26 protein-coding genes and 1 tRNA gene are annotated in these 25,676 nt (G+C 37.0%); 15 read left to right on the top strand and 12 right to left on the bottom strand.

Features of this window, described 5'->3' with window-relative positions; translation table 11 throughout:
- Positions 1-34 precede the first annotated feature (34 nt).
- Positions 35-1,183 (top strand): SusE domain-containing protein, encoded by a 1,149-nt coding sequence (locus tag G7Y56_RS05895; RefSeq protein WP_165041883.1) that lies wholly within the window; start codon positions 35-37, stop codon positions 1,181-1,183.
- A 77-nt stretch (positions 1,184-1,260) separates the two neighbouring features.
- A complete protein-coding gene (locus G7Y56_RS05890) occupies positions 1,261-2,415 on the top strand; it encodes a glycoside hydrolase family 76 protein (RefSeq protein ID WP_165041881.1) in 1,155 nt (384 codons plus the stop codon).
- 208 nt (positions 2,416-2,623) lie between these two features.
- Here the strand turns inward: G7Y56_RS05890 and G7Y56_RS05885 are convergent, their stop codons facing one another.
- Positions 2,624-3,154 (bottom strand): hypothetical protein, encoded by a 531-nt coding sequence (locus G7Y56_RS05885; RefSeq protein ID WP_165041879.1) that lies wholly within the window; start codon positions 3,152-3,154, stop codon positions 2,624-2,626.
- Between the two features lie 44 nt (positions 3,155-3,198).
- Complete coding sequence (mtgA, locus tag G7Y56_RS05880) at positions 3,199-3,924, bottom strand: monofunctional biosynthetic peptidoglycan transglycosylase (RefSeq protein WP_165022645.1); 726 nt, start codon at positions 3,922-3,924, stop codon at positions 3,199-3,201.
- A 102-nt stretch (positions 3,925-4,026) separates the two neighbouring features.
- On the opposite strand from mtgA, the gene G7Y56_RS05875 reads away from it, so the two are divergent.
- Both G7Y56_RS05875 and dprA read left to right on the top strand, forming a co-directional pair.
- The gene (locus G7Y56_RS05875) at positions 4,027-4,698 is read left to right on the top strand and encodes an ABC transporter ATP-binding protein (protein ID WP_165041877.1); all 672 of its coding nucleotides are present in this window, start codon (positions 4,027-4,029) and stop codon (positions 4,696-4,698) included.
- On the top strand, positions 4,699-5,820 hold the full coding sequence (gene dprA / locus G7Y56_RS05870) for a DNA-processing protein DprA (protein WP_165041875.1): 1,122 nt from the start codon (positions 4,699-4,701) through the stop codon (positions 5,818-5,820).
- Between the two features lie 229 nt (positions 5,821-6,049).
- Here dprA and G7Y56_RS05865 read toward each other — a convergent pair whose 3' ends face one another.
- The 5 genes from G7Y56_RS05865 to G7Y56_RS05845 all read right to left on the bottom strand — a co-directional run bounded on the left by G7Y56_RS05865 (position 6,050) and on the right by G7Y56_RS05845 (position 10,591).
- Positions 6,050-7,051: a M20/M25/M40 family metallo-hydrolase gene (locus G7Y56_RS05865; protein ID WP_165041873.1), complete on the bottom strand. Its 1,002-nt coding sequence runs from the start codon at positions 7,049-7,051 to the stop codon at positions 6,050-6,052.
- A gap of 12 nt (positions 7,052-7,063) precedes the next feature.
- Entirely contained in the window at positions 7,064-7,477 is a 414-nt protein-coding gene (locus G7Y56_RS05860; RefSeq protein ID WP_165041871.1) for a DUF1634 domain-containing protein, read from the bottom strand.
- Positions 7,478-7,483: 6 nt separating this feature from the next.
- On the bottom strand, positions 7,484-8,332 hold the full coding sequence (locus G7Y56_RS05855) for a sulfite exporter TauE/SafE family protein (RefSeq protein ID WP_165041869.1): 849 nt from the start codon (positions 8,330-8,332) through the stop codon (positions 7,484-7,486).
- Between the two features lie 139 nt (positions 8,333-8,471).
- The gene (locus G7Y56_RS05850; protein ID WP_165041867.1) at positions 8,472-9,614 is read right to left on the bottom strand and encodes an aldose epimerase family protein; all 1,143 of its coding nucleotides are present in this window, start codon (positions 9,612-9,614) and stop codon (positions 8,472-8,474) included.
- Between the two features lie 20 nt (positions 9,615-9,634).
- Positions 9,635-10,591 carry a glycoside hydrolase family 43 protein gene (locus tag G7Y56_RS05845; RefSeq protein ID WP_370457673.1) on the bottom strand — a complete coding sequence of 319 codons (957 nt, stop codon included), beginning with the start codon at positions 10,589-10,591 and terminating at the stop codon, positions 9,635-9,637.
- Positions 10,592-10,820: 229 nt separating this feature from the next.
- Here G7Y56_RS05845 and G7Y56_RS05840 point away from each other — a divergent pair, with 229 nt between their 5' ends.
- From G7Y56_RS05840 to G7Y56_RS05810, 7 genes are all read left to right on the top strand, one after another.
- Positions 10,821-11,801, top strand: a complete 981-nt coding sequence (locus G7Y56_RS05840) for a polyprenyl synthetase family protein (protein ID WP_165041863.1) — start codon at positions 10,821-10,823, stop codon at positions 11,799-11,801.
- 16 nt (positions 11,802-11,817) lie between these two features.
- Positions 11,818-12,516 carry a hypothetical protein gene (locus tag G7Y56_RS05835; protein ID WP_165041861.1) on the top strand — a complete coding sequence of 233 codons (699 nt, stop codon included), beginning with the start codon at positions 11,818-11,820 and terminating at the stop codon, positions 12,514-12,516.
- Positions 12,503-13,279: a TatD family hydrolase gene (locus G7Y56_RS05830; RefSeq protein WP_165041859.1), complete on the top strand. Its 777-nt coding sequence runs from the start codon at positions 12,503-12,505 to the stop codon at positions 13,277-13,279. The genes G7Y56_RS05835 and G7Y56_RS05830 overlap by 14 nt, the downstream gene beginning before the upstream one ends.
- Before the next feature lie 28 nt (positions 13,280-13,307).
- Positions 13,308-13,394: transfer RNA gene (locus G7Y56_RS05825), tRNA-Ser, on the top strand.
- 298 nt (positions 13,395-13,692) lie between these two features.
- A complete protein-coding gene (locus tag G7Y56_RS05820) occupies positions 13,693-14,208 on the top strand; it encodes an RNA polymerase sigma factor (protein ID WP_165041857.1) in 516 nt (171 codons plus the stop codon).
- 10 nt (positions 14,209-14,218) lie between these two features.
- The gene (locus G7Y56_RS05815) at positions 14,219-14,806 is read left to right on the top strand and encodes a hypothetical protein (RefSeq protein ID WP_165041855.1); all 588 of its coding nucleotides are present in this window, start codon (positions 14,219-14,221) and stop codon (positions 14,804-14,806) included.
- 115 nt (positions 14,807-14,921) lie between these two features.
- Entirely contained in the window at positions 14,922-15,230 is a 309-nt protein-coding gene (locus G7Y56_RS05810; RefSeq protein ID WP_165022615.1) for a hypothetical protein, read from the top strand.
- 516 nt (positions 15,231-15,746) lie between these two features.
- Here G7Y56_RS05810 and G7Y56_RS05805 read toward each other — a convergent pair.
- A complete protein-coding gene (locus tag G7Y56_RS05805; RefSeq protein WP_165022609.1) occupies positions 15,747-16,079 on the bottom strand; it encodes a hypothetical protein in 333 nt (110 codons plus the stop codon).
- Between the two features lie 171 nt (positions 16,080-16,250).
- Between G7Y56_RS05805 and G7Y56_RS05800 the strand changes: the two genes are divergently transcribed.
- Positions 16,251-16,454, top strand: a complete 204-nt coding sequence (locus G7Y56_RS05800; RefSeq protein ID WP_165022606.1) for a hypothetical protein — start codon at positions 16,251-16,253, stop codon at positions 16,452-16,454.
- Between the two features lie 37 nt (positions 16,455-16,491).
- Positions 16,492-17,052, top strand: a complete 561-nt coding sequence (locus tag G7Y56_RS05795; RefSeq protein WP_165022603.1) for a lipocalin family protein — start codon at positions 16,492-16,494, stop codon at positions 17,050-17,052.
- Positions 17,053-17,262: 210 nt separating this feature from the next.
- On the opposite strand, the gene G7Y56_RS05790 is transcribed toward G7Y56_RS05795, so the two are convergent.
- Genes G7Y56_RS05790 through G7Y56_RS05775 form a run of 4 tightly spaced genes read right to left on the bottom strand, consistent with a single transcriptional unit; the run spans position 17,263 to position 22,492 of the window.
- Complete coding sequence (locus tag G7Y56_RS05790) at positions 17,263-17,988, bottom strand: LytTR family DNA-binding domain-containing protein (RefSeq protein WP_165041853.1); 726 nt, start codon at positions 17,986-17,988, stop codon at positions 17,263-17,265.
- Between the two features lies 1 nt (position 17,989).
- On the bottom strand, positions 17,990-19,051 hold the full coding sequence (locus tag G7Y56_RS05785) for a sensor histidine kinase (RefSeq protein WP_165041851.1): 1,062 nt from the start codon (positions 19,049-19,051) through the stop codon (positions 17,990-17,992).
- A gap of 10 nt (positions 19,052-19,061) precedes the next feature.
- On the bottom strand, positions 19,062-20,135 hold the full coding sequence (locus G7Y56_RS05780; protein WP_165041849.1) for a sensor histidine kinase: 1,074 nt from the start codon (positions 20,133-20,135) through the stop codon (positions 19,062-19,064).
- 32 nt (positions 20,136-20,167) lie between these two features.
- Entirely contained in the window at positions 20,168-22,492 is a 2,325-nt protein-coding gene (locus G7Y56_RS05775) for a TonB-dependent receptor (RefSeq protein WP_165041846.1), read from the bottom strand.
- A 359-nt stretch (positions 22,493-22,851) separates the two neighbouring features.
- On the opposite strand from G7Y56_RS05775, the gene G7Y56_RS05770 reads away from it, so the two are divergent.
- Together G7Y56_RS05770 and G7Y56_RS05765 are read left to right on the top strand one after the other, a co-directional pair.
- On the top strand, positions 22,852-23,703 hold the full coding sequence (locus G7Y56_RS05770; RefSeq protein WP_165041844.1) for an endonuclease/exonuclease/phosphatase family protein: 852 nt from the start codon (positions 22,852-22,854) through the stop codon (positions 23,701-23,703).
- A gap of 17 nt (positions 23,704-23,720) precedes the next feature.
- Positions 23,721-25,670 carry an alkaline phosphatase gene (locus G7Y56_RS05765; protein ID WP_165041842.1) on the top strand — a complete coding sequence of 650 codons (1,950 nt, stop codon included), beginning with the start codon at positions 23,721-23,723 and terminating at the stop codon, positions 25,668-25,670.
- Positions 25,671-25,676 lie beyond the last annotated feature (6 nt).

The raw sequence follows: 25,676 nt of genomic DNA, 5'->3' as shown, positions 1-25,676 counted from the left end.
GAACATTATTCGTTTACCAATAAATATAAATAAAATGAGAAATAAAATATTATTGATAACTGTTTCTTTACTCACTCTTATCTCTTTTACAAGATGTAGTGATGACAACGAGTTCAAGGAAGTTAAAGTAACACCGGTTGTGACTTTTTACTCACCGGATAACAATAGAAATGTAATATTACAAAGTTCTGCCACAGCAAGTTTATACTTCGAGTGGGAAAAAGCCACTGCTGAAGACAACGGGCTAGTGTATTATGATGTATTGTTCGATAAAGTAGACGGCGATTTTTCGAATCCTCTATTTGTTGTAACTGCCGACAATAAAGGAATTAGCACAGGTGCTAGTATTACACATAAAGTCCTGAATAAAATTGCAGGTCTGGCAGGAATAGCATCAGCAGAGGAAGGTTCTATTAAATGGACTGTAATGTCTTCAAGAGGTCTAACCCAAACTAAAGCAGCAGCAGAAAGCCGTATAATTAATCTTACTCGAATAGCAGGTATTGATGCTCCGGACGCACTTTTCTTAACAGGTGAAGGTACTGAAAATGGGGGTGATATATCTAAGGCGTTAACAGTAAAAGGACTAGAAGGTGGTAATGAATTTGAGATTTTCACCAAACTACTTGCAGGGAAAAAATACTATTTCGTAGATTCTAAAAACGAAGCCAGAAGAACCTTTTCAGCAGAAGCAACAGGAAAGACGTTCAAAGAAAATACTGATGGAGCTACGGTGAAAAATGATGGTGTATACAGAATTAATCTCGATTTTAGTACAGGAGTCTATTCAATAACAGAGATAAAAAAACTAAGCTTATTTTTCTGTCCGACTAATTCATTGTTATTTGATCTCGACTATAAAGGAAACGGAATTTTTGAAGGTCAAGGTTTTGTGGAATTCAAACAAGAAAGTTGGGGTAGAGACCAACGTTACAAATTCCAAATGGAAATAGTCAATTCAAGCGGCCAAAGTCAAACAACACAGTGGGGTACAAAAAATGGTACCGATTCAGCACCGGGATCTGCTGATGAGAAAGCATATTTCTTGATAAAAGAGGTAAGCGTTAACCAATGGGATGATAAGTGGAAATTTATGAGTGATATAGATATGGCAACAGCTAAAATAAAAGTTTACTTCCAAGCTGATAATGAATATACACATACAGTGGAAAAGGTTAATTAATAAAATCAAATATTTGACAATAAGGGTAATCATATATTATCCTTATTGTTAATATGTTTAATCAAAAATAACACGAAATGAATAAATTATTATTAATACCCTTTATAGCTCTATTTGCAGTTTCTTGTGACAACTTTGAAGATGAATACATTGAGACAAACCCAACCTATGCCATTAATTGGGAGGCAGCAGCAGACAGTAGCAGTTCGAGCTTTGTGAGTGTTTATTGGAACTCAACCAAACACCATTTCAACAACGATAACTTTGGGAACATCGGACAATATGATTACTGGCCCGAAGCTCATGGTCTGGATGTGCTTGTAGATGCTTATGAAAGGACCGGAAACGAGATTTACAAACAACGTATTTATGAATTTTACGAAGGAGTAAAAGCAAAAAATGGCGGTAAATTCTGGAATAACTATTATGATGATATGGGTTGGCATGGCATGGCTCATCTAAGAGCGTTCGAAGCAACAAACGATGCCCGTTACGAAGCATCTGCTAAACAGCTATGGGAAGATATTATCGTTGGTTGGAACGACTATGATGGTGGTGGCATTCCGTGGAATCATGAAGATAATGATGCCGGAAAAAGCAAAGGTATTCCATCTAATGGACCTGCTGCTATCATAGCAGCTCGTCGTTATCAGAAATATCCGAACGAAGTAGTCAATGGCGCTGATAATTTAGTATGGCTTGGCAGAATCTATGACTGGATGAAAGAGAACAGGGTTGTTATACAATCGGGGAGAGTTTTTGAAAATATTGATGACAAAAATGGCGATTGGACTTACAATGCAGGGACTTACATTGGCGCTGCTTTAGAATACTATAATATTACCGGAAACAAAGTTTATTTGAATGACGCGATTAAGACAGCCGATTGGACAACATCTACATTGATAAACTCCACGAATTCAGTTTTATCAGATTGGGCTGAACAACAAGATCACGATGTAAACTTATTTAAAGGTATCTTTATTCGCTATTTCACTGAACTAATCATGCATAAAGACTTACCGGAAAGTACCAGAAAGAGATATATCGGCTTCCTGAAAAGGAGTGGAGAGTCTTTATGGACAAAAGCAACAACAAAAAGCCCTGTAGTTTTATATGGTTACAAATGGTGGGAACTCCCTAATGGAACAACTGCACTGCGTACACAACTAAGCGGATGCATGTTAATGGAATCATTAGGCAAGTTGAAAAAAGAAGGATATATTGAATAGCGGTTTAGATAGTAGTGGAGATACACATTCATTACTTTTAAAGCTGTTTGTGTTTTTATATGAGTGAAACACTGGGTATGACCGGATTTAAGCAGATGACTTGAATCCGGTTTTTCTTTACGGTCAGTAAGCATAGTATTCCATATTCGAGTACCGATAAACATACTATACCACTCGACACTTACTTAAGCAACAAAAAAATACCCGATCAGTATTTACTAGGTACATATCCTATCAACTTCTCCAGCTTCTTAATATACACATGAAGAAAATATAGAGGAATAGCACCAAATACGCCGAAAGAACAATCTATCAATCGCCAGTAAAAAGGAATACCTCTTATAGCTCCACATATCAAAGCTAAAGGTATAACGCCCAAACAAGCTATCATCCCGAAATAAACAATCCATATATTGCGAACAGGTTTTACGTAAAGCCCGATAAAAGCTACAGCAATAACCAAATGAGAAAAAGCAAGCCAGTCTGTACCATAGGCTAAGAAAAAATAATTACGATTGGTATTAACCAACCCCTCATTTACCGTTGCAATCCAATAATGTAAACCCTCATAATTTTCGGGTGAAACACCTTGCGATATGCCTAAGATATTGCAAAGAATAGCCAACTCACTTTCTAACGGAAATGCAGTTACACCCCATATAACTAGCGAAAAGATATACAGTACGATCAGTCCCCTGATAATAAATAGTAATCGTTTTTCTTCATTTTTTTCTTCCATAGCCGACAAAGTTTAAGTTAGTAAAGGTTAGTAAAGTTAGTGAATTACTTCTTCTTCGTATCCTCTTTCACCTCAAAATCGACAGGTTTTACTTTTGTCATCAAATCGAGTATTTTAGCCTGACGCTTTAAGATATAGGCAGATGGTTTAGCTGAATTAAATTTCTTCGGATTGGGCAATGTCGCGGCAATCAAGGCACACTCGCCTGCCGTCAATTTTTTAGCCGATTTATTAAAATGCTTCCGGGCAACAGCTTCGGCACCATAAATATTCTCGCCCATTTCTATTGAATTGAGATACACCTCCATGATACGTTCTTTACCCCATATATTTTCGATAAGAAAAGTATAATAAACCTCAAAACCTTTTCGTATAAATGATTTCCCCTGCCATAGAAATACATTCTTAGCTGTTTGCTGGCTAATAGTACTTGCTCCTCGCTGGCGTTTCCCTTTTTCGGCTTCATCCATTGCCACTTGTATCTGCTTGAAATCGAAGCCCGAGTGATCCAAGTATAAATTGTCTTCGGATGCTACAACAGCTAATGGAAGCGATTTAGATATTTCATTCAGTGGAACCCACGTATGATGGTAAACTATCTTCTCCCCATCAAAAAGTTGTTGTACATTGTTAGCAACCATCAATGGTGTATAATACACCGGCACATACTTAAATAAAACGACCTGAAATATGCTAAAAAGGAACAGGAATATAATCAGATTCCTTATCCACTTAAGAACTCTCCGCTTCGGCTTCTTATTTTTCTTCATACTATTATCATTCAAATATCTTCAATATAGACATAATTAAGAAGCTGCAAAATTATACAATATTTTTCCTACTTTTGTAACTATATGTAAACTCTATAAAAAATGATTGAAGTAAACGGAATAACAAAGAGCTTCGGCACGCTGCAAGTACTGAAAGGGATAAACCTTTCGGTAAAACAAGGAGAGATTATATCTATCGTAGGAGCTAGTGGTGCAGGTAAGACAACCTTACTTCAGATCATTGGTACACTAGACAAAGCCGATAGCGGTTCTGTTACTATCAACGGTGTTAATCTAAGTAAACTAAATGATTCAAGACTGTCGGATTTCCGCAACCAAAATATAGGTTTTGTTTTTCAATTTCATCAATTACTACCCGAATTTACAGCACTGGAGAATGTAATGATTCCTGCCTTGATAGGTAATGTAAAAGAATCGCAAGCAAAAGCTAAAGCAAAAGAACTATTGGATATGCTTGGTCTTTCGGATAGGGTGACCCATAAACCAAACGAGCTATCGGGTGGAGAGAAACAGCGTGTTGCTGTTGCCCGTTCTCTTATAAACAATCCTGCTGTAATTCTTGCCGATGAACCGTCGGGAAGTTTGGATACAGAGAATAAGGAGGACTTACATCAACTCTTTTTTAAATTAAGAGATACCTTAGGGCAAACATTCGTAATCGTTACTCACGATGAGCATTTGGCATCTATTACAGATCGTACCGTTCACATGCGTGATGGAATGATAATAGACAATCAATCTATCGGGTTATAAATGGGTGCTGTTTCCGATAAACTTTTATACCAGATAGCCCTTACACAAATAAACGGTGTTGGCGATATCACTGCACGCAATATCCTAAAAGCTGTCGGAAACGAAGAGGCTATATTCAGATCGAGCAGGAAATCGCTACTTGGTATTAAAGGTATCGCATCTAAAACCATTGACGAAATACTCAACCCCGAAGTATTGAGAAAAGCCGAACAAGAACTCTTATTTGTAGAAAAGAATAATATAAAGACATACTTTATCAACGATAAAGACTATCCTCATCGATTACGCGAATGTATAGATGCTCCTGTTCTCTTATATTTCAAAGGTGATACCAATTTTAATGTTGATAAGATTGTCAGTATAGTAGGTACCCGCAATTCCAGTAATTATGGTAATAATTTTTGCGACACTTTTTTAGAAGAGCTAGCATCTACCCTACCCGATACCCTTATCATAAGCGGATTAGCCTATGGTATTGACATTAATGCACACCGTTCGGCACTGAAACATAACCTACCGACCATTGGTGTACTTGCTCACGGACTGGATAGAATATACCCTTCGGCACATCGGCAGACAGCAGTTGAAATGGTCGAACACGGAGGGCTACTAACAGAATTCCCGAGTAAAACTGAACCCGATAAATTCAATTTTGTTAGGCGAAATCGTATTGTTGCAGGAATGGCCGATGCTGTGATTGTAGTAGAATCGAATACAAAAGGAGGCTCGCTTATTACTGCAGAAATTGCAAATTCATATTGTAAAGATGTATTTGCTCTACCGGGAAGAATAAATGATCTTAAGTCGAGTGGATGTAATAAGCTGATAGCAGACCATAAAGCCGATCTATTCCAATCTTTCAACTATTTTATTCAACAAATGGGTTGGGATGACAATTCGGAAAAAACGAAGAAAACTCCTAAGCAGAAAGAATTATTTATCAATCTGAATGAAGAAGAACAAAAGGTAGTAGATGCTCTGTCAACCAACGATAGCCTGCATGTAGATCAATTGGCTTCCGAATCGTGCGTTCCTATCTATCAATTATTTTCAACATTACTCGATCTTGAAATGAAAGGACTGATTAAAAACCTACCAGGTAATCTTTATGCCTTAAACTAATGTAAATTAAGGTCAGCATCATTTCACTTTTTACAGATCTATCTTACTCGTCCACTCTGTCATCCCGAACCGAAAGGAGGGATCTGTATACGATAACAGATTGTAATCAAGATCCCTCACTACGTTTCGGGATGACAAAAGATTATATTGTTTGTTCTTTATCTTAAACTCATATTAAATTAAAACAGCCGCACTTTTCAGCACGACTGTTATTATTATTCTATTTTATTCAGAAGCTTTTCTCATTAGCCAGATTCCACATGTTGAGATATGATGCCTTCGTTATATTTACGACTTTATCCCAATTCAATTTATCTGCATGGTCAGTCGGTTGATGATAATCGGGGTGACCGTCCGTATGATACCAGATAATAGGAATATTTTTCTTTGCAAAAGAACTGTTGTCGCTACCTCCCACTGGCTTATCCCATGGACGATAATCGGGTTCTAAAGTCAATTTATATTTTACTATATCGTTTTTCAACCAATCTCCGAAAACCGAATTTGCCTCAGTATAAAAGTAAACAACATGATTCGGTTTAGATTCATTTTGATTTCTACCTATCATATCAAAGTTAAGATACCCCTTAATTCCTGAAATATCTGGTCTGGCAAGTAAAAAATACTGCGAGCCTAACGAACCTATTTCCTCACCATCCCAAAAAGCAAAAATAATCGAGCGCTCAGGCTGTACTCTCGATGCCAGAAAAGCTTTAGCTATCTGTAATACAGCAGATACTCCCGAAGCGTTATCATCCGCCCCATTGTATATTTTATCACCTACCAATGTACGATCGGTACCTATGTGATCGAAATGCGCACCAACAATTACAAATTCATTCTTATTTTTTCCTTCTATATACCCAAGTACATTCTGCATCGACAATTTACGATAAGCCGATTGTTTTTTATAGATAGCAATGGAATCGGGATTCACCTGAAATCGTCCACGTATCTGTCTTTCGCGAGCGTAGGCATCGAATGGTTGAAAATACTCCCCTTCAAATGGTTGAATACCCATATCCATCAACGTAGCTTTTATGTACTCAGCAGCTACTTTGCCGCCCGATTTGCCTGCTTCACGCCCTCGCAGAGCGTCACTGGCCAAGAAACCGATATAAGCCTCAGCACTTTGACGGTTGATTGTTGCCAAACCTTTTTCAATAGGCTTTTGTGCAATAGCCAGACTCGAAATAAATAAAAAAGCAATGATAAATGTAATGTTTTTCATAATCAGTAAAAATCAGTGTAACCCTAAAACCATATTTGCTATAATGATAGATAAGACTATCAGTGTTATCACGACATACATATAATCTTTTTCCATAAGGAAAGCTATAACAGAGAATGCTACACGTAGAATAGGAGTCGCTATCAGTACACACACGCCAAACTGAATAATGGCAGCACCATCGAAAGCCAGCACACGCGGTATAATGGTAGATAGTTCTCTCAAGTAATGATCTACACCCGGAAACGTTTGATCATCGGGGATCGGCGAATAATCGGGACGTACACCATTTCGTTGAAAGAAATAGATAATACCCCCAACTAATGTTATACCACAAGATAGCATAACACCATAGCGAAGTAGTTTGCCAATAAAAAGTTCCACATCACGTTCGGCCCAGAATTCTTTTGTAAATAAATGTTTCATAATATCTTACAGTTTTCCGGTTATACCATTATACATCATCGAAAGGGCAAGGAAGAAGATAACGACACTAAAAAGTAATCGTAATTTTTTCACATTCGTCTTTGGTAATATCTTCGAGCCGAAAAATGCTCCCAAAAGAACACCTACCACAATAGGCATAGCCAATCCGGGATCGATATATCCACGTTGCAAGTATATTACGGCACTCGCAGCGGCTGTTACACCGACCATGAAATTACTGGTAGTAGTAGATACTTTAAACGGTATTTTCATCGTACTATCCATTGCTAATACCTTCAATGCTCCTGATCCGATGCCCAACAAACCTGAAAGTACGCCCGCAAGGCTCATCAAGAGATAGCCTCCAACAACATTGTGAACATTATATTTTACAACCTGCCCATCGCGTGTCGGATACGAACCATTCAATTTTAACGTCGCACCTAGTTTGTCACCGGGTGCAGCATAATCTATATTTTCATCCTTTTTACTAATGGATCTTATTGCCGAAAAGATAAGCACACAGCCAAATATTATAGCGATATACATCTTATCGAGATACATAGCTACAATTGCACCGCCAACAGCACCCGTAGTAGTAGCTATTTCTAAAAACATACCAATGCGCACATTGGTTATCCCCTCTTTTATATAAGCCGCTGCCGCCCCCGACGAGCTGGCGATGGATGTTACCAGAGCTGCACCAATTGCATAGCGCATATCTACACCAAAACCCAGCGTTAGCAGTGGTATTACAACTACTCCGCCCCCCAATCCGGTGAGCGATCCCAGAAAACCTGCAAGACAGGCACCCAGAAACAAAACAAGAGAGAATTCTATTAAACCTAACTCCATCTTTTAATATTTTCTTCTAATAATTAATGTATGCAAAGATAAACTTTTGATAGCAGAAATCGGGGAGATAAAAGAAAAAAGACTTGGTAATTAGGTTACCAAGTCTTTTCTATTAACTTTTGAGATATACTATTTCACATTATTTCTTCACGGAAAATTTGAAGATAGTATGGCTTGTATATTTTTCTCCCGGACGAAGCGTAGCCGTAGGCCAGTCTTTCTTGTTAGGAGTATCCGGATATTTTTGAGTTTCGAGGCAAACTGCTGTTCTTTGTTGATAAACAATGCCTTTTTTACCGGTTACTGTTCCATCAAGAAAGTTACCTGTGTATAGTTGAATACCCGGCTCTGTTGTATAAACACTAAGTACAATACCTGTTTTAGGTGATTCTAATGTAGCTGCTACTTGCGATATATCGTTGTTTGTATTCAGCACCCAATTATGGTCGAAACCACGTCCGCTTTTCAATTGCTCGAATGCAACATTGTCTATTCTGCTACCAATAACAACAGGTGTGCGAAGGTCCATATCTGTTCCTTCTACTGTTAATATTTCGCCAGTAGTAGCAAATGTAGAATCGATCGGAGTGTATTTATCAGCATTGATAGATACTAACCATTCTGAATTCTTGACGTTTGCATCACCATCCAGATTGAAATATGAATGATTAGTCATGTTAATCACAGTCGCTTCATCCGTTGTTGCTTCGTATGTAATATCAATAGCATTCTCATCTGTCAACGAATAAATTACTTTACACGTTAGGTTACCCGGAAAACCTTCTTCTCCATCTACCGATGTATAAGTAAGTTCAAGAACCTTGTCATTCAATAAGTTTGCATCGAATATTGCATATTGAAATCCGTTAGGACCACCATGCAATGTATGATTACCATTGTTTTTAGGTAAATTATACTCTACACCATCCAATTCGAATTTACCATTTGCTATTCTGTTCGCATAGCGACCTATAAGCGCACCAAAGTCTGATGGTACATTGATATAATCCTGAATAGAATCAAAACCCAGAGCAACGTCTTTCATATTACCATCCTTGTCGGGAACCATAATAGATACTATACGACCGCCAAAATTGGTGATACATACTTCCATGCCGCCTGCATTTCTCAATACATAAAGGTCGGTTTTTTTACCCTTAACCTCTGTCTCAAATTTCGTTTTATCAAGCCCCGAATCGGTAAGCTTTCCTACTTTTGCCGGCTCTGTACAGCTAAAAGCTAACAAAGCTACTGCTATCATGCCTAAAAATGTCTTCTTCATAATGCTAATACTAAATTTATTTATTTTAATGGATTCGCTTTTACACCTTCATTTGTTATCACAACAGGTTTTATCAGACCATTATCGTCGAAAAATATTTCGTCGATACATGTTACTCTATGATTTCCGTCGGTTTCGGTCAATGGACGACGGTGATAAACGATGTACCATTTATCTGATTTTGGCTCGTGAATAATCGAGTGATGACCTGCACCTGTAGCTATTTTGGGGTCTTGTTGCAGAATCTTATTTATGCGATTGAATGGTCCCATAGGACTATCGGCAATGGCATATCCTACCGAGTAATCAGGACCTGTCCATCCACCTTCCGACCACATAAAGTAATATTTTCCGCCGCGCATAAACATAAATGCACCTTCTACAAACTTGTCGGGGGTAACTTCTTTAAACATTGTTCCGTCAGCCATAGGCACTATAGCAGTGAAATCATCATTCAGTTTTGCAACATTACAATGTCTCCATCCACCGTAGTAAATATAATAACTTCCATCTACATCTTTGAATACAAATTGATCGATTGGTTGTGCTCCATTATAGAACTTATCGATAAGGGGTTTACCTATGTGATCTTTGAACGGCCCTTCGGGTTTATCCGAAACAGCGACACCTATTCCACCATACTCATTATCGCTTTGAATATCATTACCTCCAAAAAAGAGGTAGTAACGTTTATCTTTTTCTACAATAGCAGGTGCCCATAAAGCTCTCTTAACCCATTTAACGGCAGCAGTATCAATTATACGCTCATGTTTTGTCCAGTTAACAAGGTCGGGAGACGAAAAGGCATCCATAAAGACTTGTTGGTCGTAAGGAGCCGAGTAAGTCGGATATACCCAATATTTATCACCAAAGATTATACCTTCAGGATCTGCATACCATCCTTCGGCGATCGGATTACCTGACATTTTTTCGGGTTGTGTACTGGACTGTTTTGTTTGTTGGCTATACGCCTGCATTGTAACCAAAGCGGCTACAACAAGTAAGAATCTGTTTTTCATTATATTAAATTAATTATCGTTTTTGATAAAACTATGTAAAAATAATAAGATTTTGCTATTCCATCCCTTATATTTTGATTTTTATAACCAAAAAACTATCTTTGCTAAGATACTAATCATTCTAATATGATTGTATGTATCTAGCATTTTCCTAGATTTATAATCCTTTAATAATTGAAGACCAATAATGAAACCTCTATATAGCTTTGATAAAATACTCGACATTGTCAATATCGAAATAGAAAAAATATCGTATAATCATTATACACCAAAAACATTATTCGATCCTATTTCATACATTTTATCGCTCGGAGGAAAACGAGTTCGCCCTGCCTTATCGCTCATGGCGTGCAACTTATATCAGGAAGATGTAACTCCGGCCATCCCTATTGCTTTAGGTATAGAAGTATTTCACAATTTCACTCTTTTGCACGACGATTTGATGGACAGAGCAGATGTACGCAGAGGGAAACCTACCGTTCACATTAAATGGGATGACAATACGGCTGTTTTATCGGGCGACGCGATGTTGATAGAGGCCTATAAAGAGATAGCTAAAGTAAATCCAAAATATCTGTTGCCGATACTCGATTTGTTTTCTGTGACTGCTACCGAGATATGCTGCGGGCAGCAGTTAGACATGGAGTTCGAGAAACGAATGGATGTAACTATTCCCGAATATATAGAGATGATCAGATTGAAAACGGCGGTTTTATTAGGCTGCGCGTTGAAAGAAGGGGCTATAATATGCGGAGCTAATGATGCCGACGCCGATCTACTATACGACTTCGGTATAAATATCGGTCTGGCTTTCCAATTGAAAGACGATTTACTGGATGTATATGGAGATGCCGAAAGCTTTGGCAAAAGAATAGGCGGAGATATTTTATGTAATAAAAAAACATTCCTGCTTATAAATGCACTAGCTGACGAATCGGCAAAAAAGGAATTGATAAGCTGGTTTGACCAAAAAGAGTTCGTTGAAACTGAAAAAATCAAAGCTGTAACAGCTATATACGACAGACTGAATTTGAAACAAAAATCGGAAGAGCTTATCACCGAATATTACGAAAAGGCTATAATATGTCTTAAGCAAATCAATATAGATGATAGTAGAAAAAAGATACTATACGATGTTGCTGAAAGTTTGATGTTTAGAAATTCTTAAATAAAGTAAAGGAGATATGCCTTACCGTCGCCTACCTAATACTGATAATGCACGAATAAAAGCATTAAAGACAGCCATAGAGAAAAACAGTTCTCTCTTCGGGCAGGACGTAGTAAGCTTGGATGTGAAAAAGCTGGAAGTGATGCTTCGTACTTTTGAGACATCGCAAAATCATTATAGAGCAAGTTTGGAAACGCAAGCTACTGCAAACAGAAAGATGCAGAAGCTTATCAAAAACGCACGTCTTTATATATCTCACTTTATTCAGGTATTTAACTTCTGTGTGATTCGTAATGAGATAAAAAAAGAAATGAAATCTCTTTATCATCTCGATCCTGACAATTATACGATTCCCGACCTTACGAGTAATGAGTCTTTACTCGCTTGGGGCGAAAATATTATAAAGGGAGAGCAAGCCCGTCTCGCACAAGGAGGCATCCCTGTCTACAACCCAACTATTGCACGTGTCAATGTAGCTTTCTCTCAATTCAAGGATGCTTATATTGCTCAGAAAACATATCAAAACAACACCGGCAGACAATTGGAAGCTTTGAGTGTTCAACGTAAGGATGTCGATAAGGTTCTTCATGAACTTTGGAATCAGATAGAGGCGTATTTCGCTTACTTACCTAGCGAGGAACGATTGAAAAGATGCAAAGATTTTGGTGTTGTGTATTACCTCAGAAAAGGAGAAAGAGAAAATGAAGATAATTGATACTCATTCGCATATTTATGCTGATGAGTTTAAACATGACATAGGTGATGCTATCACCAGAGCGAAACAAGTTGGGGTCGAAAAAATATTATTACCGAACATAGATTCTTCTACAATAGGCCAGCTACACTTATTAGCGGACAACTATCCCAATTACTGCATCCCGATGATGGGATTGCACCCCACAAGTGTCGGAGAAAACTGGGAAGAAGAACTAGCAATCTTAAAAGAACAATTTAGCAAACGATCTTATATTGCCGTTGGCGAAATAGGTATAGACCTTTATTGGGACAAGAAATATGAGGAACAACAAAAGGAGGCTTTCGAAGAACAGCTTCGTTGGAGCATAGAGTACAACCTCCCTGTTGCCATTCATTCTCGCGATGCTATATGCGAATGTATAGAAAGCATCAAAAAAGTGGGAAGTGATAAACTAAGGGGTGTATTCCACAGTTTCGGAGGAACAACAGAAGAATTGAAAGAGATATTAGCTCTCCAAAATTTCATGTTGGGTATCAACGGGGTTGTTACATTCAAGAATTCCTCTTTATCAACTGTACTGAAAGAGACAGACCTTTCGCATATTATAGTAGAAACCGATTCGCCATACCTTAGCCCTATTCCTTATAGAGGTAAAAGAAATGAATCGTCGTACACGATCAAGGTAGTAGAGAGATTAGCCGAAATATATGGCATCAGTCCGGAAGAAGTAGGTAATATTACGACCGAAAATGCAAAACGATTATTCAGAATAGAAAATTAATCTTATATTTGCCGTCGCAATTTGATAAGGAGAGGTGGCCGAGTGGTCGATGGCGCATGCTTGGAAAGCATGTAAACGGGTAACTGTTTCGGGGGTTCGAATCCCTTCCTCTCCGCAATAAACACTGACAAACAGATAGTTACAAGAAACACCCAGTTTTACATTTTATAGTGTAAAATTGGGTGTTTTTCATTGTCATACAAAATATTCATTTTTTTTGTGACCTTTCCAGCCGTTGTGGTACTAAATTTATGTAACCGGTTTTTTACATATTAATTTAATTTTAGTTATCATGAATATAAAATCACTAAGCAGTATAGCTATTTCACTAATCCAGCAACCAGACTTCGTTATAGAATCTGATTGTATACTTATCGGGAAGAATATCAATCTTATTGCAAAAAGTAAAGCAAATGAGTAGTAAGAATAAAAGGGAGACTGAGTTTCTCGATATTTTAGAAAGAAACATGGGATTCATAGCCAAAGCTGCAAGTGTATATGCCTATACATCGCAAGACAAAAAAGATCTGGTAAACGATATTATTTTAGAGTTGTGGCAATCATATCCAAAGTTCAGAGGTGACTCGAAAGTCTCCACGTGGCTATACAGAGTCACCCTTAATATATCCCTGAAAACAAAACGGAGTAGGGACAATGGGAAGATTGTATTTGTCGATGAAATTAATATTTTCGCTAACACTACAATTATGGATTCCGAAGCCGAATTTATACGGGAGCAGGAACTTAGAACAATCTACGAATGCATTTCAAAATTGAATCGCATAAACAAGGCAATCATATTACTCTATCTGGAGGATAAATCGAACGACGAAATTGCAGATATTGTCGGCATATCACGAACCAATGTAAGTACACGTCTCTCGCGAATCAGAGAGGAATTGAAAATAATATATGAACAAATAAAATAACCTCACAAATATGGAACTCGAAGAAATAAAAAGTCGTTGGCACGAAACTGATGACAGTATATCAAAAAGTATAAAAATAAACAGAAACGTTATGCACGAAAAGCTTCGCCAATCTTTCAGCAAATTAAAAATCAAACGGTTACTGTTGCTTTTAATGAGTTGTATAACCGTACCGCTAGTTCTTGTAATGATCGTGTATCCCCGAATTGTAAATGATGGGTCTGCATGGTTTTATATAAGCCTTATATCGTTTTTCACACCAATAATAGTCACTTTTATTGCACAGATATATTACTATACTTGCTTGTTGAAAATAGATTTCACAGAGCCAATACTGAAGACTCAAAAAACGATACTGAAGCTGGAATCATTCGAGAAAAAATTGAATGTTTGTGTATTTATTATTTGCCCGATCATAATCATAGGAGCATTCAAAATATTTAATATTTCCATTTCTAAAGATTCGATTTTATTTATGGTATTAATTGCTCTATCGATGATAATCAGTACCTATATAAGGCTAAGAATTACGATACCAAAAGAATTCAAAAAAATAAAAACACATTTAAGTGAATTAGAAGATCTGAAAAGTGAGTAAATCCAACAAACCATTCATATCGTATTTTGTTTTATATAAAAAACTATAAGATATTTTCTACGGTAAATTTTATTCGTAATTTTAATGGATAAATAACCCCTAAAATTGATCAGATATGGACTTTGAAGAACTATCTAAGAATTACATGGAAAAATACAATGAATTAACTGTCAAAAGGGATAATTCTGATATTAAGAAAACAGTCGAAGACATCAACATTGCAATCAAAGGATCCAATATGGAAAGAGTGAATGCCGACTATGCCACAATTTTAGACTGGAACTACTATGTAGCCAATATTGAAGGAATAAGGGCAGCACTAAACGGACAATTCCCTTATTTAAGGCTACCTTCTGCGGATATGTTCTCTGTTGCTTTTGACGGTAGTGATAAGAAATGGAAATTTAAAGGTGAGATCCATTAAGAGCAATTCGCTGTAAAATAAACCTTTCCTTTTGATCTTTTGTGCTTGATTAATTGTTATAACTTCAAGATGCGACATTAGACATGTCTTTTGCTTAATAGTGGAATAATAATTAATCTTATAACTCAATGCTGTCATGAAAGTCGATATAATATTTTTAGTTGCAAGTATAATCCTTTTTGTCTTAAGTATTTCTTATTGGTTTATATCGGGGTTAGTCAGAAGGCGAAAGCCCTATCTGTCAAGAAAATACGACAAAATAGGCGGCTTCATGTTTTTCACCTCTTTATTAGGTTTTACATTAGCATTGCTGTTCTGGTTAGTTATTTGAATAAAATACGGAGGGTATGTGATAAGTAATTTTTCGCATGATATTGTCATCCTGAACAGAGAGAAGGATCTCTTATTGATAGTCAGGATTCTTCACTTCGTTCAGAATGACAAAAGAGAGTAACGCTTAGATGTTGTACATTTACCTAAGACATAACCTTTTTTTAATCTATCAAAATTCTATATCTATTCGTTTATATCTTCATTTATAATTCGCACATCACGAGGTCCATGAAATGGCACTTCTTCATGATATTCGACAAGTTCACCATTGAGGAAATGCAATAGATAAATACGACCGGCAACAGGTGTGAAACGCAGCACTTCGAGCCTTCCATCGGCTGTCTGAGAAGCCACTACCAAATCATATTCTTTCCCAACAATACTTAATGCTTCTTTCTTAGTCATTCCGAGTTCTAATTTTTTAATCTTAGAATTAAGATTTGCAACCCCGAATGTAGAAGCACAAGATGTTAGCACAATTACCAATAGTAGCGAATAAAGTCCTTTTCTTATCATAAAAATTAAGGTTTAATTAATAGTGTAAATATATATAGTATAGTTCGACGACTCAATATATAATACTTAAATAAATCTAATACAACAACCTAAATACATTGTCGCAATGTTATATTAGATAACAGATTTATTTAAAATTTAGTCTTACACAACAATTAAAATTTTACGATTATGGATAAAGATTTGAAAGACGAAGCTCTAAGAGCAAAAGACAAACTGGAAGGTAAAATTGAAAGAGCTGTAGAAAAAACGAAAAAGGTTATCGATAATGCCAAACATGATGCTAAAATCAAAATCAGCGAAGAGAAAGAAATAATTAAAGATAAAATACATGATCTGAAAGACAAAGATCACAAACCTAAGGCTAAGAAATAAGTTTCTCCTAATTATTAAGATTAGAATATCATAAACTATGAGCAAATATAAGAACATAGGCATATTAGCAGGAAGTGTCACATTGGCTATTGGCACTGCACTTATCCTCAACTCGTGTAATACGATACCAAAAGGTGTGTCGGCTGTAAAACCATTCGATAAAGATAAATATCTTGGCAAATGGTATGAGATAGCACGTCTCGATTTTCGTTTCGAAAAAGATATGAATAATACTACTGCCGAATATTCATTGAATAAAGATGGTAGTATCAAGGTTGTAAATCGTGGTTATAATTATAAGAAAGGCGAAGAGAAGGAAGCTACCGGAAAGGCTAAATTTGTTGATTCGGCTGATGAAGCGAAGCTTAAGGTATCCTTTTTCGGTCCGTTTTATGCAGGTTATAACGTTATCGATATAGATAAGGATTATAAATATGCATTGGTTGCAGGCAAAAACTTCAACTATCTATGGTTATTATCGAGAGAGACAACAATGCCAGAGAAGATAAAAGAATCGTATCTTCAAAAAGCACAGGATTTAGGTTATGATACGTCTAAATTAGTTTGGGTAGAACATAACAGAAAATCCGACAAATAATTCTTTTTAAATTTCCATACCAATATCTCTAAAGATCGAAGATGGAGCGTCATAAATGAAGGTACACTATCTAAGTGATACTCTTTTTTGTCATTCTGAACGAAGTGAAGAATCCCGACTCTTCATTGAGAGATCCTTCTCTCCGTTCAGGATGACAATATTATACGAAAAATTACTTGTGCCCCCCCTCTTTGATCTTTTAAAACTACCTCATACTCTTTTTGAGACAAATTCTTCAAAAAAAGAATCCCTGTAAAAATTCCCTATTGCTATTTCGTGCGTCTTTATAAATACATCGTTATTGTCGAACGAATCAATCTGATTGATATTAACAATATAAGATCTGTTGATCCTTTGGAACGTTTTTTGAGGAAGAAGTTCATGCATCGTTTTCAGGTTCATCTTTGTGATAATACGCTGATCTTGTAACTGAATAATTACATAATCTTTCAGTCCTTCGATAAAAAGAATATCTTTGAGATTAACTTTAAAATAGCGACGGTCAGACTTTACAAAAATAGATTCGTTCTCTATATTCTCTATATTCTCTACATCTATATCCTCTTTTTCTTCTCTCATCAAAAGAGAATGATAAGCAACAGCTTTTTCGACTGCTTTCTTGAAACGATCCAATTCGACAGGCTTAATCAGATAGTCGATTGCTTCCACCTCGTAACTATCCAAAGCATATTCGGCATAAGCTGTTGTAAATATAACCAGTGTACTTTTGGGGATATCACGGGCAAATTCTATACCTGTTATATTAGGCATCTGTATATCGAGAAATATCAGATCGACAGGCTGCTCTTTTATAAACTTAGCGGCAGAGGTCGCATTATTGAATGAACCGATCAAATCTATTCCACTCACCTCATCTATTAATATTTCGATAGCTTCGCGAGCCAGAGGTTCATCATCTACTATTATACATTTCATATTATAATTCTATTTGCATGTTAACGACGTACGACTTATCGTCTTCTTTAATCTCTAACGAATGACGATCTGCGTATAATAATTCTAAACGACGCTTTACGTTTTTCAAACCAAGACCTCCGACACTACTTTTTTCGAAAGTAGTAACCGGCTTTGAATTCTCACATCTGAACTCTAGTTTGTTATTCCACACTTTGAATGTCAGATATACATACGATTCATTTTCACTATCCGGATTATGTTTCACGGCATTTTCGACAAACGGTATAAACAAAAGAGGTGAAATCCATACTTCATTAATAATACCTTCTTTTGATATTACATACTCAAATTTGTCGCGCCGTATCTTTTCCAATTTAAGGAAGTCATCCAAAAAGCGAATATCCGATGTTAGCAGCACTTTATCCCTTGAGCTATCGTTTATCTGATACCTCAACAAGTCTTCAAGTTTGAATAGTACTTCCGATGCCTCCTCACGCCTTCTTTTTATCAATACATTGGCATTGTTGAGCATATTGAAAAGAAAATGCGGATTGATCTGGTCTTTAAGTAATTTCAATTCTGATTGTAAAGTTGCAGACTCAAGTTCATCTACCCGCTGCATGTAGGTCATCCAATGTTTGAATAGCAAAACACTACCGGTTCCTGCAAACAGAAAGACAAACGAAATTACTGCCGACAACGAGCTGATTATAGCAAATCCATAGCCAACATCACCTAACGGAGTATTAGACTGATAAATAGATTCTTGAGCGATAAAAATAAGTACAATTATCAAAAACACAACCCCCAGCAAGGATATAAAGTAAAGCCATAGCCTGTTTTTCAATAATAACTTAGGAACCAGACAGTAAATATTCAGATATATACCACCCATAAATACAAACATATAGAATGCCAATCCGATAGCTTTTTTCACTCCTGCCCCATACTCTCCGGGAGTGTTCCATATAAATCCTGCTGAAATAAAGAAGATCAAACCCCAAAGCAGCAAATGCCTCCAAACACGCCAATTAGGACTTAATAAGAACTTAGGAACTATATTATTATCAATTTTTATCATCGTGATTCTGTCAATTTATTTTCAAACTAACTATTGTCTGATTTGCGTCCTCATTATTGTATAACGACAATGAATAGCTTTTTTTATACAGCATATCGAGTCGCTGTACAGCCTTTTGATACTCAGGGGCAGATGCTCCAATATTTACATTATTGACTGTACACTCAAGCAAAACTTCATCTTGATGTGCAGATATAGAAACTTCGACAAGCCCCTTCCCCTCTTGCTTTGTGGAATTTACCATCAGTTGGATAAAAGGAAGAAAAATTAAAGGCGGAACAAACCTCCCATAAAAATCACCTTCGCTATTCAACGAAAAGTGCAAAAGTGGGGAATACAATTGTTCTAACTCCAGATAATTTTTCAAAAATGTAATTTCCGACGACAACAATACCTTTTCACGATTACAATCGTACAACTGATAGCGAAGCAATTGACTTAATTTCATCAGCATATTAGAAGCCCTCTCCGGCTCATTCTTAGCTAAAACGCCTGTACGATTCAATATATTGAATAACAGTATCGGACTAATCTGCTCTTTCAGTAGTTCTACCTCCGAATATATCTTATTATTCTCGAGTTGATTAACACGCTTGTTATATTCCATCCAATGCTTTAAAAACACGGGGATAGACATTCCTGCAAAACATATCAAGTATACAATGTAAGAGGATATATTGTCGAGAAGAAGAAAGCTATAATTGAGTTCTACTCCATAATTCAGTAATATCAGATATTCCATACAATTTTGGATCACCATAAAACAGAACGTAATGAAGAGAATGAGCAGTACGTACACTATATATTTCTTCTTTAGTAAATATTTTGAAGAATATCGGTTTAAGAAGATAATAGTCATATAAGTCGTAAATATAAGACCGGCTACTATATATACCTTATTGCCCAACTCCGGCAATATACCCTTAAAATTTACCAGTGTCTTATTAATAGCCATGATACCGAAAGCCAAAATTAACAGCGCGTACCTCCATATCCTATAGCTAGGATCGATTAAAACTTTATATAAATAAGATTGTTTTTCTATATTCGTTTCCGGCATACGCTTGTTAATTATCTTCAACATTCGAATTTACTATTTTTATTTTTTCTTTTCGCTCAAAAGTGCAATTTATAGCTAATATTGGGTAAACTTGTAGCCTGACGATAAAGTTCTATCTCACCTGTTTTCAGATTATACTGGTGTCCCAAAAACTCTTCATAGCCGGTTAAATTAAGTATATTGATTGCAAACTCATGCGATACTTTTTTCTTGTTCATTTTATAACTTATCGAAGCATTGGTTACAAACATAGGCGATAGTTGCTTCGAATACGCTCTTGTTTCATCATACTGCACTTCCTTGTCAGGATGTTCCATTGTAGCCTCTACATCGACCGGAGAATAACGCTCACCACCCTGAAGAGTAAACCGGAGGTTGGCTCCCAATATATTTTGCTTATTCGATCCCATCATCCACTCTTTACCCACTAAGACATTGAAAGCGTAGTTGCGATTAAACTTCGTATTGTGCCAAACACCGTCTCCGCCCTTGTATTTCGAACTGAATACCGATCCTGTAAGCATATAATAAAAGCCTTTATCTAAATATCTCTCCAAAGTAAGATCGACTCCGTAATTACGTCCTTTACCCTTGTTCACAAGTGCATCTTCTACATAGAATGTTTTACGGTTGAGTACAGAGTAAGAACTGTCTGCAATAACAGGCACGTCGAATAATGATTGGAAATAAGGCTCTATTTTCAGATTCACGTTATCCGATATCTTATAATTAAAAGTAAGCATCAAGTGATGAGCTTTCGTAAAATCAAGATCTTGATTAACAGGCTTACTATCCGCCCCTGCTGTTCTGACATAAAACACATCCATTTTCTCCATGCGGCTATGCAGACCATAGGCCACAGCAAACGATGCTCTGTTACTCGCTTGCCATTTCATACCCACACGTGGCTCGATTGTAAAACTATTATTCAATGTTAGTATCTGACTGTTTACTCCAAGATTCATTGTAAGTTTATCACTAAGTCCTATTGCAGCACTAGTGTAAGCCGCTATCAGATTGGTGCTGCCATCACCTTGCGATATGGTTTCCAATGGCTTTTCTCTAAAAGGAGCCATTCGTAAATCCAAATTATAAAACATTCTGGTAAAAGTAAAGCCTGTTTTACTTGTAAATCTTGAGCTGAATTTGCGATTGAAAGATGTGTTGAATATCAAATTGGTATTGCGGGTGTCCATATCCAACGTAGGTGTAGAATTCATTTTCGTATCGAATGCATCTTCACTGGCTTCATTACTGGCATAAGTTGTAGCCAAAGTAGTTTTCAATTGAGAATTGCTATTGAAAAAATAACGGTGAGTAACCCCTGCGGCTAGCGCAGATTGTTTTGCTCTCGACTTCTTATTGTCATCCATAAATTCCCATTCATCCGGATTTTCTTCAAAATCATTTGTGAATTTATCCAATAAAGCTGTTCCCCAAACTGAAAATACACCGGCATTCTTGGTAGGAAAATTCACTTTGAAGTTTAAATCCTGATAATCGAGATTTCCGCCAAGATCTAAGAAACTTGTAGTTGAATAACGATAATTGAATATATAAGACGAATTATGTTTTTTACTGAAAGGTCCTTCCGAAGCAAAGTCGATACCTAAGATACCTATCTGAAAAGCATTCTCATACTTCTGATTATTACCATTTCGCAGTTTCATATCGAACACACCCGATACAGCATTGCCATATTCGCCAGGAAAAGCTCCTGTAAAGAAATCGGAATTCCCTAACACATTACTACTTAACGAAGATAATACACCACCACCCAATGTCGAAATATCTGCAAAGTGATTCGGATTTGGTATCTCGACATCTTCGAGTTTCCATTGCAACAAATGTGGTGCATTACCATGTACCGATATACCATTGTTACCTACACTAGAAACTACTCCGGCAAAAGAGCCCACCAAACGAGCCGGATCATCCATTCCACCCGCAAAGCGGTTCGCTTCTTCTACACTAAGCATACGCGCTCCGGTCGTCGCCATACTATTAAGCGCCCTGTCTTTATTTGTTCGTTGAGTAAAAACTACCTCGCCCAACTCCTGTATATTTTCAGTCAATGGAATCTCCAAATAGACTTCCTTTGCTGATGTAACTAATATTTCACGAAATATATTGGGTTCGTAACCTACTGATGTAGCTTGTACTGTATGACGTCCGACAGGCACATTTTTCAAAGAGAATCGCCCTAAGCTATCCGTCATTGTTCCTATCTCGGGTTTATCTAAAAGCCCGATAGTAACATACGACAATGGCGAACCCGAGGCATAGTCGACTACCACACCCCGTATTGTTTGTGCCGACATGCCAACCGATACAAATAAGAATAGCAAGAATGCTATTAGTGAATTGAATTTATTTTTCATAATCCTTTAGTTTTATATTAATTATAGTTTTTATTTTGATTATAGAACCAAAAGTAGATTATCAGCAAAAGCCATATTTTGAAAATAGACAGAGAGCTATATTTTATATACAGAACTGATTTTTCTGTATACGGAATTAATATTAGGTGAAGATGTAATCTTAACTTTGGAGAGCGACGAAAATAAAGAGTCGTATAAAACATGAAATGGCTTCGTAACTATCAATTAACAAAACAAATCGAATAGAACACTTTGTCTGTACATCCACAGGTATTATCTTTGTATCTATGCATAGCTCATTTAGAAGCTTCCGCAAGTGTTTTTTATTTAAAAAGAAATTAATCTATAATAATACCACCATGAAAAAGTTATTTTACCTAGTAGCCTTAATTCTATTTGTTTCGTGCGAAAGCAAAACAGTCGATCTGAATATTATGAGTTTTAATGTTCGTTACGATAACGCCGGAGACAGTCTCAATAGCTGGCAATACCGCAAAGACATTGCAGCACAAGTTATAAAAGACCACGATATCGATATAGTAGGAACGCAGGAAGTATTGTCGCACCAACTCAACGATTTGAAAGAGCGTTTACCCAAATACACTGCAATAGGTGTAGGTCGCGAAGATGGAATAGACAAAGGTGAGTATAGTGCTATTCTTTATAAAACAGATAAATTCAACGAAATTCAGTCCGGCTATTTCTGGTTGAGCGAAACACCCGAAATTGCAGGCTCTAAAGGATGGGACGGTGCATGTGAACGCATTGCTACATGGGCTGTATTACAGGACAAAGAGACTAAAAAGCAAGTATTTTTTATCAATACCCACTTAGATCATGTAGGTAAAATAGCCCGTCAGGAAGGCGTAACTCTATTATTAGATCGTGCTACCGAATTGGCTAAGGGTTTCCCTATAATTATGACAGGAGATTTCAATGCAACGCCTGAATCGGATGTTATCAAACACGTAACAGATACTTCAAATCCACAACATTTGATCCACAGCAAAGATATAGCATCTACAACCAGCGGAACACAATGGACATTCCACGACTTTGGAAGATTACCCGTTGAGCAAAGAGAGTTTATCGATTATATCTTTGTAAGCAAAGGAATTTTAGTGGAAAAGCATGCCGTTTTACCTGAAAAGATGAACGATAAATTCATTTCGGATCACTCACTTATTGTTGCAGAAATCGAAATTAAATAAATCAAACTATTCAGATCATGAATAAAACAATATTAAGGCGGATTTTATTTCTAGGGCTTACCATTATATGTTCGGGAATAGTATTTGCACAAAAAACCATACTTATACATTCTCATAACGATTATGAGCAGCGCGTTCCATTTTATCAGGCTTATGCACAGCAAGTAGCATCTATAGAAGCCGATATTTACACCACCAACAAGCCCAATGAATTGTTAGTAGCTCACGATCGTGATCAGCTAACCACTGCTCCTACCCTAGAGGAATCGTATATTTTGCCATTGGTCAATCTATATAAGCAAAACAATGGTAAGGCTTGGAAAAACTCGGATAATATACTTACTCTTCTGGTCGATTTAAAAACTCCTGCAAATCCGACATTAGATATTCTTATTAAGAAATTGCAGGTTTATCCCGAAGTATTTGATCCAACAGTTAATCCCTATGCCGTACGTGTTGTAATATCGGGCAATCTTCCCGATCCCAACGATTATGGGAAATACCCAGCAGTTGTTTCGTTCGACGGCAGCAAAACATATTATACCCCTGAACAACTGAAACGAATATCGATGATCAGCCTAAACCTTCGTGACTATACGCAATGGAACGGAAAAGGCACAATGATAAACGATGAGTTTAAGAAAGTGATGCAGGCTATCAAAGAAGCACATACTCTGGGTAAACCTATCCGTTTCTGGGGAACTCCCGATGGTGTTACGGCTTGGAATACATTCCATAATATAGGCGTAGATTATATCAATACAGACCGCCCTGAAGCATGTGCCGATTATTTCAGAAATTTCGAAAATAAGAACTACCACATAGCGGGTAGCAACAGCGAAGTATCTGATGAAGTGAGCCGTGCGAAACGACTGGATAAAACGACTGTCGGATTTCAAGGTTTCAATAACAAGAAACTGCAATTATCGAAAGGCATAGATGTTTATCAACCGACATACCTCAACGATGGAGCTATCAAGCCTATCAAAAATATCATCTTCCTTATTGGTGATGGTATGGGCTTAGCTCAATTATGTGCAGGAGAAACCGTAAACCATGGTCTTACAATTCTCAATATGAACTATATCGGACTGCAAAAGACAAGTTCGAAAGATGCCTATACGACCGATTCTGCTGCCGCTGGTAGTGCGCTAGCCACAGGAGAATCGAACAGCAACCGTCATATAAGCATGAGTGACGATGGTAAACCATACCCATCGATGACAGATGTGCTTTATCCCGAAGGCTTTGCATGTGGTGTAGTTACGTTAGGTAATCTTGCCGATGCGACTCCTGCCGCATTCTACGGACATTCGGTAGAACGTGATAATTCGGACGAAATAACGAACTGGTTACTCGATGGCAAACTAACATTGCTTAATGGCAGCGGAATGGATGTTTTTACCAAAAGAAAAGACAACAGGGATTTACTTGGTGAACTGAAATCGCAGTATAGAATCTCGACTTCTATCGATGACATAAACAAAGATAAAAGTAAAGTAATATGTGTAGATGAGCGTATGGACTTAGCTGCATCAGAAGAAACCCTTTCTCTTCTAGCCGATGCTACACGCGAAGCTATTCAAAAACTTAGCGGAGCAAGCGACAAAGGTTTCTTCCTGATGGTAGAAGGTGCAAAAATAGATTATGCAGGACATGCCAACTCGCTACCAGGTTCGATAATGGAAACACTAAGCTTTGATCTGGCTGTTGCCGAAGCAATGAAATTTGCTGATAAGAATGGCGAAACACTAATTATAGTGACAGGCGATCACGAAACAGGCGGATTGACATTAGTAGACGGAGACAGAGCAAAAGGGCATATCACAGCACGTTATATGACTGACGATCACACACCGATTATGCTTCCTGTATTTGCTTACGGACCCGGAGCATCTAAACTTACAGGTGTATATCCGAATACGCAGATATTCCATAGAATAAAATCTCTTATGGGATTAAAATAAGCTGAT

Origin of the sequence: Dysgonomonas sp. ZJ709 (assembly GCF_011039195.1) — a bacterium.
Taxonomy (GTDB): Bacteria; Bacteroidota; Bacteroidia; order Bacteroidales; family Dysgonomonadaceae; genus Dysgonomonas.
This window is presented reverse-complemented; position numbering and strand designations above follow the sequence as displayed.